Raw genomic sequence first — 11373 nt, 5'->3', positions numbered from 1 at the left:
TGTCTGCGTCGTCGCCATCATCGCCACGCCTCTACCATGCGCCGCGCGGCGAGCGGAAACCGCTCAGCATCGAGTTCGAAGGCCGGCGGGCGGATGCCGAACGGGTCCGGGTAGTACGGGTCGCGGGCAAGCTGCTCGCCCCAGCGCTTGCGGAAGCGCGCCTGCTCGGCGGGATCGACGGTCGGAACGCGGTTGCGGCTCTCGTAGTGATGCAGCCGGGCCTCGGCACAATAGACCGTGCGCAGGTTGTGCTCGCGCAGGCGCAGGCAGAGGTCGATGTCGTTGTAATTGACGGCGTAGCCCTCGTCGAAGCCGCCGATCGCCTCGAAATCGGCGCGGCGCACCATCACGCAGGCGCCGGTTACGGCGAGAACGTTGCGGTTGGCGAGACTGGAGCCGTTGTAGCCCGCATCGTCACCGGGAAACCCGCGGCGGACATGGTCCGGCAGACCTTCGCCGAAGACCACGCCGGCATGCTGCAGGCTGTTGTCCTCGAACAGGAGCTTGGGGCCGACCGCGCCGACGCCGGGGATGGTGAGCTGCGCCAGCATCGCCTCGATCCAGTCCGGCGTGATGACGCTGATGTCGTCGTTGAGGAAGACCAGCACCGTGCCTTCGGCCGCCCGGGCGCCGAGGTTCATCTTGGCGGCGACGTTGAAGACCGGCTTGTCCCAGGTGACGGACCGTGCCTCGAACCGCTCGATCGCCGCGCGCGTCTGTGGACGGAGGTCGCCGTTGTCGACCGCCACGATCTCGATGCGGTCGTAGGTGCTGGTTCCGCGGAGGCTGGCGAGGCAGGCGGCGAGCAGATCGACGCTGCGCCCGCCGATGGTGCTGTCGCGCCCGGCGGTCGGGATGACGATGGAGACGAGGGGGCGGGACGCGAGCCGACGCCGCAGAGCGAAATGTTCAGGGCCGAGCGCGCGGATGAGGGCGAGCCCACCGGTGCGCCGGGCGCGTCCGGTCAGCGCACGGGCGGCGGCCTCCGGATCCTGCGCGGCGGCGCGGCGCTGGGCGCGGCCATGGTAGAGCACCTGCGCGACGTGACCGACACGGTCGCTCCGCTCGGTCAGGCGGAGCACGAGGTCGTAGTCGGGCGCGCCCTGGCTCTCGCCCGGAAAGCCGCCGACCGCCCGCACCAGGGCGGTGCGGCAGAGGGCGAGCCCGCCGATGTAGAAGCTGCTCTCAAGCGTCTCGGGCGACCAGTCCGGTTTGAAGTCGGGATCGCAGCGCGCCCCATCCGCGCCGATCCGGTCCTCGTCCGTGTAGAGCAGGTCGAGATCAGGCTCGCGAGCGATTCGTCGGACGAGGGCGAGGAGCGTGTGCGGTGCGAGCCGGGCAGCGGGGTCCATCGTGGCGAGGTAGGAGCCGCGCGCCTGCGCCAGCGCCGCGTCGCGGGAGGTCGCGGCACTCTCGGCGGGCGACAGCAGACGGATGCGGTCGTCCTCCGCCGCCAGTGCCCGGAGCGCGACCGATGTCTCGGCGCCTGTCTCGGCGACTGTCTCGGCGACGAGGCACAATTCCCAATCCGGGTAGATCTGCGCCCGCAGGCTCGCGACCGCCTCCGCGAGATGAACCGGATCGGCCTCGCCGGCCACCATGAGCAGCGAGATCAGTGGGCGCTCCGGTAGGGTCGCGAGCTGGGCGCGCATGGCCTCGGCCGAGGGCAGGGCTCTGGCCTCGACCTCCCGGATCCAGGCGGTGTAGGTGGCGGGTGGGCGCCGGGTCCCGGCGGCGCGGGTGAGACGGCGCCAGATCTCCCGCGGCGGCACGCTACGCACCAGCCCGAAGGCGCGCCGCAGGAGGCGCGACGGCCGACGTTCCTGCGGCGGCAGCCGTTCGATGATCCTTCGTGCCGACAGGACCGCCGCCTCGATCCGGCCCGAGGGCTCGACCTGCACGGCGTCGAGGCGGAAGCGCGGGCCGGCCTCGGCGGCTTCAAGGCGCAGCGCGCGGGTGCCGGGCGGCAGGCGGATCAGGTCGTCGGTGCCGCCCTCCCGCAGGGTGAGCCGGTAGCGGCGCGGCTCCGCCTCGCCCGCGGCCTCGACGGCGAGCACCGGCTGCACCGCCTCGGGGCGGCAGCGGATGCGGATGCGCGTCGCGGACAGCGCCGCCACCGCCGCCGCCGGGCCGAGGGCGAAGGCCGGATCCGGGCCGGTCGCGGTCCAGGCCCCGTCGTCCGCCGGCCGGCGCAGGTCGCGCAGGGGATAGAGGCCGAGCGCCTCGCGGCGCCTCATCGGATCGGCCCGTTGTCTCGGTTGCGGTGGACGCTCATGCGGCGTCGGATTCCATGAAATCGGCGGCGGCGTGAAGCGATTTCTCGAGAGAGCTGTGTCTTGTCCCCCCGGTCGCGTCAAAGCGAGACGCTTCTGTCATCGAAGTTTCATGGGCCGTCGGCAGATGCTTGCCCGGCGGGCCGCCCGAAGGGCATCCTCTCGGGCAGCGTTCGAGGGCCCGCGCGTCCGTGAAGGGAAACCGATCATGTCGGCGGCAAACGAAGCGGTCGCCGTGCGGGCGCACGGCGAGGCCACCGGCCAGCCGGATGGCCGAAGCGTGCAGAAGGACAAGGCGGGCAAGACCGTCAAGCGGCTGCGCCCCCCGGCGGCCAAGAGCGTCGGCTGGGCGCTGGTCCAGGCGGCGCGGCTGCACCGCGCCCGGGTCGGCGACCGGCTCGCCGAACTCGACCTGTTCGCCGGTCAGGAACAGGTGGTGCAGGCGCTCGCGGCCGCCGGCAGCATGACCATGGGCGATCTCGCCGCGACCCTGCGGGTGCGCCCGCCGACCGCGTCCAAGACGATTTCCCGGCTCGCCGCCCTCGGCTTCGTCGAGCGCCGGGCCGAGGCCGGAGACGGCCGCATCGTGCGCGTGCGCCTGACCGAGACCGGGCTGGCCAAGGCCGCCGCGATCGAGCGGATCTGGGACGAGGTCGAGGCCGAACTGCTCGAGGACTTCGACAACAAGGAGCGCCGCCGCCTGCGCAAGCTCCTGCGCCGCGTCGCCCGCAACCTCGCCGAAGCCGCGGGCGTGACCGGCCACGAGGAGGCCGATTCCGAGATCGACGGCGAGACGGACGACGAGGATGAGGTCCTGCTGGGACCGGCGGCCTCCGACGCGGTGGCGCAGTCGTAGCCTTCGCCGATTGGGAGCGGCTCCGCTCGGAACCGCTCCTCAGGGTCCGTCACAGGATCGGCTGATCCCGGCCCGACGGCTCAGGCCCGCCCGACCGGCACCATGTCGGCGAGGTCGCGCTGGGCCGGATGCGACAGGGCGGCGGCCAGCATCGCCTCCAGAACGATGAGGTCGGCTTCCGGGTCGGGCTCCCAGCCGCAGGTGCAATGTCCATCGGGACCGTGCGCGGCGGCCACCTGCCGGTAGAGCGTGCCGACGGTGCGCGCCGCCGTCTCCAGCGCGGCCATGACGTGCATCGGCTCCCGCTGAAGCGCCTGCCAGAAGGCGACCGTGAGCGCGCGCTCCAACAGCCCCTGCGCGTGCCGCTCCGCCGCGTCGGGCGGGGATGTGACGAGACCGGCGCTCATGCCTGCGCTCCGGCCCGCATCTCCGCCCTCCTCGCTGTCCGCCCCCCTGCCCGGGCCTCGACGGGCACCAGCCGCGGCGGCGTCGCGTCGCCGGGCTCCAACCCGACCAGCGCTTCGAGGCCGCCTCGGCTCAGGCCGAGGGCGGAGCCGTCCCACCACGCGAGACGCACCGATTCGAGCAGGTTTTCGAGGGTGCCGAGCCACCCCGCGGGTCTGCGGGTGCGGATGTGGGCGGCCGGCAGCCTATCGCCCGGCGAGAGCCACGGGGTGGCCTGGGAAGCGTTCGGGAATGGGAGAATGTGTGCCATGGGATTACCATGGCTCTGACTATAGATCTTACGCAAGAGATCTTCGAAACATTGGAAATACTTTAAATCATCCGTCTTTCGAGTTGCTGCAGTATCGATTTGGAATAATTCGATCGGTTCGGGAAAAGCTCCCGTCCCGTCTCGGTTTGGCCCGACCGGGGCAGGTCGATCACCGAACCGGTTGGTCGAACGATGTGTCGGGGAAGGGTTCGACTCGGAGGGTGAAGTGCCACCATTCCTGGGCGTAGGGGACGAAGCCGGCGCGAATCATCGCGTCGCGCAGGCGACGGCGATTGCGGGCTTGCGCCGGGGCGAGGCCGGAAAAATCCGTCGCCGAAGCCTCGTCGAACAGGTCGAACGGGGTGCCCATGTCGAGTTCGGAGCCGTCGGCGCGGTGCACCAGCGTCAGGTCCACGGTCGAGCCGCGGGAATGCGAGGAGCGCTCGGCGATGTAGCCGAGGCGGAAGAGATCCGCCTTGTCGGTCCGCGGGTAGTAGGCGGCCTTCATGCGGGTGTCGGCGGGGTCGCGCGCCCAGGCGGCAAAATCGGCGACCGCCCGGCGGGGACGGTAGCAGTCGAACACCTTGAGGCCGAGCCCCTCGGGCGCCAGCGATGCCTGGACCGCCGCCAGCGCGCGAGCTGCTTGCGGCGTCAGCAGGCAGCGCGGCGCCTCGTAGCCGGCGATGGGACGGCCGACGAAGTTGTCGGAGCCGGCATAGCGCATGTCGAGGACGAGACCCGGCACGACGCCGCCCGCATCGACGAAAGGTCCGGTCGCCGCCCCGGCGGGCTGGGTCGCGGCGAGGGCGAGGCCCGTCAGGATTGTGCGCATCAGCCGCGCCATGCCAGCAGCCCCGCGCCGGCCGCGATCAGCCCGACGCCGGCCCAGTGATGCGGCGCGAGGCGCTCGCCGAGGAAGAGGACGCCGAACACGGCCACCAGCACGACGCTCAGCTTGTCGAGAGGCGCGACCCGGCCGGCATCGCCCAGGGCGAGCGCCCGGAAGTAGCAGAGCCAGGAGGCGCCGGTCGCGAGCCCCGAGAGGATCAGGAAGACGAGGTTTCGACCGGATACGCGGGCGAGATCCGGCACCTGCCCCGCGGCGGCGACGATGGCGCCGGCGAGCACCACGATGACGAGCGTCCGGATGAAGGTCGCCACATCCGGCGCGACGCCGTCGATCCCGACCTTGGCGAGGATCGCGGTGGCAGCGGCGAATCCGGCGGAGAGCAGGGCCCAGAAGCGCCACGACAGGAGCAGGTCACCCACCGGAACCTCCCTACAGCACTTGCCGCATCACGATCAGCGCCAGGGCCAGCCCGCCGATTCCCGCCAGAACGGAGACCAGCACATAGGCCAGCGCCGCCAGCCCATCGCCGCGCTCCATCAGGGTGAAGGCTTCCAGCGAGAAGGTCGAGAAGGTGGTGAAGCCGCCCAGGATCCCGGTCGCCACGAACAGCCGCGCCTGGGGCGGGCCGCCGCGCAGCGCGAGCCATCCGGTGACGATCCCCATCAGCACCGAGCCGGCGATGTTGATGCCGAGCGTGCCCCACGGGAAGGTCGATCCGAGCCGCGCGGCCGCGAGGTTGACCCCGTGACGCAGCACGCCGCCGAGGCCGGCACCGAGGAAGACGAGGAGCGTGTTCAAGGCTTGGGGCTCGGGATGGGCGCGGCCACGGCGCGGGCTTGCTTCAAGGTCTAGCGCATCGGGGCGAGAAATGGCCAAGCCCAAAAAAGAAGCCCGCCGGCTCTGTGCGGCCGGCGGACCCCTCGGTTCAGGACGGAGACGGGGTTCAGCTCTCGCCGACGATCTTGTCCGGGGTGATCGGCAGGTGGCGGATGCGCTTGCCGGTGGCGTGGAACACCGCGTTCGAGATCGCGGCGGCCACGCCGACGATGCCGATCTCGCCGAGACCCTTCACGCCGAGTGGGTTCGCCTTGTCCTCCTCGTCCACGAAGATCACGTCGATGTCGTGGATGTCGGCGTTCACCGGCACGTGGTACTCGCCGAGATTGTGGTTCATGAACCGGCCGATGCGGTGGTCGAGCATCGATTCCTCGTGCAGCGCCGAGCCGACGCCCATGACGATGCCGCCGAGGATCTGGCTGCGGGCCGTCTTCAGGTTGAGGATCTTGCCCGCCGCGATGGCCGAGACCACGCGGGTGCAGCGCACTTGGCCCAGTTCCTCGTCGATCTTCACCTCCGCGAAGATCGCCGAATGGGTGTAGGCCTCGTATTCTTTCGCAAAATCCTTGTCCGGAGCGGCCTCACCCGTCGCTTCCAGCCGCTCGGTGCCCGTCGCCTTCAGCACATCGACCAGAGCCACGCTCTTGGCGGGATCGCCCGCCACCTCGATGCGGCCGTTGGAGAAGACGACGCGCTCGAAATCGGCATTGGCCAGCGGTGAGTTCTCCATGCCGCGGGCCAACTTGAACGCCTGCTCGGCGATGTCGCGGCAAGCCTTCATCACGGCGGTGCCTGAGGACGCCGCCGTCCACGAGCCACCCGCCACGGGGGCCTTGGCGAGCGTGGTGTCGCCGAGCTTGGTCGTGACGTGATCGAGGGGCAGGCCCAGCGTGTCGGCGGCGATCTGGGTCAGGATCGTGTAGGTGCCGGTGCCGAGATCGCCCGTCTGGTTGCCGACCTCGAGCCGGCCGTCGGCGGTGAGCACCGCGTGGGCGCTCGACTGCATCATCATCGATTCCCAGATGCCGGTCGCCATGCCCCAGCCGACGAGTTCGCGGCCCTCGCGCATGGAGCGCGGCTGCGGGTTGCGCCGGCTCCAGCCGAAGCGCTCGGCGCCCTGGCGGAAGCAGTCCTTGAGCGCCTTGGAGCCGAACGGCTTCTCCTCGGTCGGATCGCTCTCGGTGTAGTTCTTCAGGCGCAGTTCGATCGGGTCCTGGCCGGTGGCGTAGGCCAGCTCGTCCATCGCCGTCTCGATGGCGTAGACGCCGGTCACGGCACCCGGCGCGCGCATGTCGCCCGGCGTCGGAGTGTCGAGCTTGGCCAGACTGTAGGTGAGCTTGACGTTGTCGCACTCGTAGAGCACGCCCGACCAGTTGACGACGACCTCCTGGTAATCCTCGTAAGCCGAGGTGCCCTGCACCGCGTCGTGCTTGAGCGCGGTGAGTTTGCCCGAGCGGTCAGCGCCGAGCGACACGGTCTGGAGCGCCTCCGAGCGGTAGGTGAAGGACCACATCTGGTCCCGCGACAGCGTCACCCGCACCGAGCGGCCGAGATCCTTGGCCGCCAGCATCGCCAGGAAGAGCTGGTATTGCGGGCGCAGGCCCGAGCCGAAGCCGCCGCCGAGATAGGGGTTCAGCACTCGCACCTGCTCCGGCTTCAGGCCGAAGGCGCTGGCGATGTAGTCGTGGGTGTTCGAGACGCCCTGGATCTTGTCGTAGACCGTGTAGGTGCCGTCCTTCTCCACCACGACGGTGGAGGCGTGCGGCTCCATCGGGTTGTGGTGCTCGTCGGCCAGCCGGTACTCGCCCCGGACGCGGATCTCGGACGCGTCGAACGCCGTCTCGGCGTCGCCCCACGGCTCCGGCGGCGGCTTGATGCCGGCCCGCTTCATCGGCGGATCGTAGGCCTCGGGCGCCTGCGCCGCGAGGTCGGTGCGCGGGGCCACGACCCCGTAATCGACCCGCACCAGGGAGGCGGCGTAGCGTGCCGTCTCGAAATCCTCGGCCACGACGAGGGCCACCGGCTGGCCGGAGAAGACGATCCGGTTGGTCGCCAGCGCCTGGAACGGGGCGCCGGGGGGCGCCACCGCGTCCTGGTAATCCTCCGGGTTGTCGGAGGTGGCCGGGCGGTTCTCGTGGGTGATCACCTTGATGACGCCGGGCACCGCCTCCGCGGCGGAGGCGTCGATGCCCCGGATGCTGCCCTTGGCGATGGCGCTCGACACGACCACGCCGTAGGCGAGGTCGGGCGCGGCGAACTCGCCGGCATATTTGGCGAGGCCGGTGACCTTGGCCGGGCCGTCGACGCGGCTGACGGCGCTGCCGACGAACCGGTCACGGCCGGCCGCCGAGCTGATCTGGACGGTCATGGACGGCTCCTTACTGGATGCGCTTGTCGGACTGGGACTGGGGCGTGCCGGCGGCAGCCTGCTCCAGGCCGCGGACGATGGCGCGGCGCGCCAGTTCGATCTTGAAGCCGTTGGTCGATTGCGGCTTGGCCTCGCGCAGAATCAGGTCGGCGGCGGCCCTAAAGCTCTCACGGGTCGCGGGCTTGCCCTGCAGCAGGGCCTCGGCGTCCGTGTTGCGCCAGGGCTTGTGGGCGACGCCGCCGAGCGCGAGGCGCGCGGTGCGGATGGTCTGCCCGTCGAGTTCGAGGGCGGCGGCGACCGAGACCAGCGCGAAGGCGTAGGAGAGCCGGTCGCGCAGCTTGAGGTAGGTGTGGTGGCCGCCGACAAAGCCCTTCGCCGGCAGATCGATGGCGAGGATGATCTCGCCGGGCGCAAGGTTGGTGTCCTTGGCCGGATTGTCACCCGGCAGGCGGTGGAACTCGGCGAACGGGATCGACCGGTCGCCCTGCGGCCCGCTCACCTGCACGACCGCCTCCAGCGCGGCCAGCGCCACGCACATGTCGGAGGGGTGGGTGGCGATGCAGTGCTCGCTGGTGCCCAGGATCGCGTTGATGCGGTCGACGCCGCCGATCGCCGAGCAGCCGGTGCCGGGCTCGCGCTTGTTGCAGGGCGTGGCCGTATCGTAGAAGTAGTAGCAGCGGGTACGCTGCAGCAGGTTGCCGCCGGTGGAGGCCGCGTTGCGCAGCTGCGCCGAGGCGCCGGCCAGGATTGCGTCCGCCAGCAGCGGGTAGCGCTCGCGGATGCGGGCGTCGTAGGCCAGCGTCGCGTTGGTCACGAGCGCGCCGATACGCAGACCCCCGTCATGCTCCTCGATCTGGTCCAGCGGCAGGCGGGTGATGTCGATGAGCTTGCCCGGCCGCTCGACATCGTACTTCATCAGGTCGATGAGGTTGGTGCCGCCGGCGATTAAGCGGGCCGCCGGGTCGCTGCCCAGCGCCTGCACCGCCTCCGCCACCGTGCTGGGGCGGACGTAATCGAAGCGGTTCATCGGGCGTCTCCCTGCTGCATCACCTCTTCGATGGCATCGACGATGTTGGTGTAGGCGCCGCAGCGGCAGATATTGCCGCTCATCGCCTCGCGGATCTCGTCGCGGGTCTTGGCGTGGCCCTCGTTCATCAGGCCGACCGAGGAGCAGAGCTGGCCCGGGGTGCAGTAGCCGCACTGGAAGGCGTCGTGCTCGACGAAAGCTTCCTGGATCGGGTGAAGGCTGTTCTTGCCCTCGCGCTGGGCGAGGCCGGCGAGACCCTCGACGGTGGTGATCTCGGCGCCGTCCTTCATCACGGCGAGGGTCAGGCAGGAATTGATGCGCGTGCCGTTCACCAGCACGGTGCAGGCGCCGCACTGGCCGTGGTCGCAGCCCTTCTTGGTGCCGGTGAGGTCGAGGCGCTCGCGCAGGAGGTCGAGCAGCGTGGTCCAGGGCGCCACCTGAAGCTCGCGCCGCTCGCCGTTGATGGTGAGTGTGATGCCGATTGTCCCGACGGCTCCGGGCGAACCGCTGTCGATGAGCATGGTTGCATCCGTGATGAGGTGCGCGCCCGACACGGACGAACCGCGAGGCGAGAGGCTTCGCGAGGCCGAACAGGGAGCGCGCCTTGAAAGGGCGCGGGCGTGAGCGCCCGCGCCGGGTCGTGTCGATAACCATTCCAAGGTGGCCCTGTTCCGCTCAGCCCGTGAAGCGGACGGACCATCCCCATCACGGGCCGGCGAGGTTCGGGGGCGCTTCCCGCTCGAGCAGGCGCGAAGGGCAAGGCGGGAAGAGCAGGCGGGGTTACGCGGGGCGAGAAGCTCGGCTAACGCTTGCGCCGCACGCCGACTTCGAGCCGATTTCGAGGAGCCGCCATGGCCGACGCACTCGACCCCGTCCTCAACGACATCGATCGCGATCTGGACAACAGCCTGGAGCGGCTGTTCGCGTGGCTGCGCATCCCCTCGATCTCGACCGACTCGGCCTATGCCGGCCATTGCCGCGAGGCGGCGCAGTGGCTCCAGGGAAACCTGACCGCGCTCGGCTTCGAGACCAGCGTGGAGGAGACCTCGCTCCATCCCGTGGTGCTGGCGCACCGCCCGAAGCCGGGGGCGCCGCACGTGCTGTTCTACGGCCATTACGACGTGCAGCCGGTCGATCCGGAAAACCTCTGGAAGACGCCGCCCTTCGAGCCGCGCATCGAGGAGACGGAGGGCACGAAGCGGATCGTCGCCCGCGGCGCCTCGGACGACAAGGGTCAGGTGATGACCTTCGTCGAGGCCTGCCGGGCGCATCTCGCCATGAACGGCGACCTGCCGGTCGGCGTCACCATTCTGATCGAGGGCGCCGAGGAGAACGGCTCGCAGGGTCTGCCGGAATGGGTCGAGGCCAACCGCGACCGGCTGAAGGCCGACGTGGTGCTCGTCTGCGACACCGGCATGTGGGATCGTGAGACGCCGCAGATCACCACCTCCCTGCGTGGCCTTGCCTATTACGAGGTGAAGGTCACCTGCGCCGACCGCGACCTCCATTCCGGCTTCTTCGGCGGCGCCGCGGCCAACCCGATCCACGTCCTGTCGCGGATCATCGCCGACCTGCACGACGCGGAGGGCCGCGTGACCCTGCCGGGCTTCTACGACGGCGTGCGCGAACCGCCGCCCGAGCTGCTGGAGCAGTGGCGCGGGCTCGGTCTCACCGCGGAGAAGTTTCTCGGCCCGATCGGCCTGAAGGAGCCGGCGGGCGAGCGCGGGCGCCTGCCGATCGAGTTGATCCAGTCGCGCCCGGCCTGCGACGTGAACGGCATCATCGGCGGCTATACGGGCGAGGGGACCAAGACCGTCATCGCGTCCCAGGCCTCCGCGAAGGTCTCGTTCCGCCTCGTCGACGACCAGGACCCGGAGCAGCTCTCGAAGACCTTCGAGGCCTTCGTGCGCGAGCGCGTGCCCGCCGACTGCTCGGTGGAGGTGATCTGCTACAAGGGCTCGCGGGCGGTGGCTCTGCCCTACGACATGCCGCAGCTCGCTGCCGCGCAGGCGGCCCTCTCGGCCGAGTGGGGCCGCGCGGCGGTGGCGGTGGGCGCTGGCGGCTCGATCCCGATCGTCGGCGACTTCAAGCGCATCCTCGGCCTCGACACCCTGCTGATCGGCTTCGGCCTCGACGACGACCGCATCCATTCGCCCAACGAGAAGTACGAGCTGACGAGCTTCCACAAGGGCACGCGCTCCTGGGCGCGGATCCTCTCGGCGCTGGCGCAGGCGTAAGCGCGCCGATGAATGGGACGATTCCCAACCTCTGTCCTCATCCTGAGGTGTCCGCGTCAGCGGGCCTCGAAGGACTCTCCAGATCCCGCGCGATCCCTGGAGGATCCTTCGAGGTCGCTTCGCGGCACCTCAGGATGAGGCTGTGGGCGGGAAGCCCGGAGAGCAGTGCCGCGGATGGCGTGACGGTATGAGCGGCGCTGCCGTTTCCCG

At 70.4% G+C, this 11373-nt stretch carries 11 protein-coding genes; 2 read left to right on the top strand and 9 right to left on the bottom strand.

All coding sequences use genetic code 11. The annotated features are described in order from the left end of the window. Nucleotides 1-17: 17 nt before the first annotated feature. Nucleotides 18-2237, bottom strand: a complete 2220-nt coding sequence (locus tag MPPM_RS04245) for a glycosyltransferase (RefSeq protein ID WP_096483978.1) — start codon at nt 2235-2237, stop codon at nt 18-20. Nucleotides 2238-2481: 244 nt separating this feature from the next. On the opposite strand from MPPM_RS04245, the gene MPPM_RS04240 reads away from it, so the two are divergent. After that, entirely contained in the window at nt 2482-3129 is a 648-nt protein-coding gene (locus tag MPPM_RS04240; RefSeq protein ID WP_096483977.1) for a MarR family winged helix-turn-helix transcriptional regulator, read from the top strand. Between the two features lie 80 nt (nt 3130-3209). Here MPPM_RS04240 and MPPM_RS04235 read toward each other — a convergent pair whose 3' ends face one another. From MPPM_RS04235 to MPPM_RS04200, 8 genes are all read right to left on the bottom strand, one after another. Further along, nucleotides 3210-3536, bottom strand: a complete 327-nt coding sequence (locus MPPM_RS04235; protein ID WP_096483976.1) for a hypothetical protein — start codon at nt 3534-3536, stop codon at nt 3210-3212. After that, nucleotides 3533-3844, bottom strand: coding sequence for a hypothetical protein (locus tag MPPM_RS04230; RefSeq protein WP_096483975.1), 312 nt, complete (start codon nt 3842-3844; stop codon nt 3533-3535). The genes MPPM_RS04235 and MPPM_RS04230 overlap by 4 nt, the downstream gene beginning before the upstream one ends. A gap of 169 nt (nt 3845-4013) precedes the next feature. Continuing rightward, a complete protein-coding gene (locus MPPM_RS04225; RefSeq protein ID WP_096487715.1) occupies nt 4014-4676 on the bottom strand; it encodes a M15 family metallopeptidase in 663 nt (220 codons plus the stop codon). Next, a complete protein-coding gene (locus MPPM_RS04220) occupies nt 4676-5113 on the bottom strand; it encodes an EamA family transporter (protein WP_096483974.1) in 438 nt (145 codons plus the stop codon). Before MPPM_RS04220 ends, MPPM_RS04225 begins: the two co-directional genes overlap by 1 nt. Before the next feature lie 10 nt (nt 5114-5123). Beyond that, complete coding sequence (gene crcB / locus MPPM_RS04215) at nt 5124-5492, bottom strand: fluoride efflux transporter CrcB (RefSeq protein ID WP_096483973.1); 369 nt, start codon at nt 5490-5492, stop codon at nt 5124-5126. A 145-nt stretch (nt 5493-5637) separates the two neighbouring features. After that, on the bottom strand, nt 5638-7899 hold the full coding sequence (locus tag MPPM_RS04210; RefSeq protein WP_096483972.1) for a xanthine dehydrogenase family protein molybdopterin-binding subunit: 2262 nt from the start codon (nt 7897-7899) through the stop codon (nt 5638-5640). Nucleotides 7900-7909: 10 nt separating this feature from the next. Then, complete coding sequence (locus MPPM_RS04205; RefSeq protein ID WP_096483971.1) at nt 7910-8926, bottom strand: FAD binding domain-containing protein; 1017 nt, start codon at nt 8924-8926, stop codon at nt 7910-7912. Continuing rightward, nucleotides 8923-9447 carry a (2Fe-2S)-binding protein gene (locus MPPM_RS04200; RefSeq protein ID WP_096487714.1) on the bottom strand — a complete coding sequence of 175 codons (525 nt, stop codon included), beginning with the start codon at nt 9445-9447 and terminating at the stop codon, nt 8923-8925. The genes MPPM_RS04205 and MPPM_RS04200 overlap by 4 nt, the downstream gene beginning before the upstream one ends. A 330-nt stretch (nt 9448-9777) precedes the next feature. On the opposite strand from MPPM_RS04200, the gene MPPM_RS04195 reads away from it, so the two are divergent. After that, entirely contained in the window at nt 9778-11163 is a 1386-nt protein-coding gene (locus MPPM_RS04195) for a dipeptidase (RefSeq protein WP_096483970.1), read from the top strand. Nucleotides 11164-11373 lie beyond the last annotated feature (210 nt).

The sequence above is a fragment of the Methylorubrum populi genome, from assembly GCF_002355515.1.
Taxonomy (GTDB): Bacteria; Pseudomonadota; Alphaproteobacteria; order Rhizobiales; family Beijerinckiaceae; genus Methylobacterium; species Methylobacterium populi_A.
The sequence above is the reverse complement of the archived record's forward strand: the minus strand, read 5'-3'. Positions and strand labels throughout refer to the sequence as shown.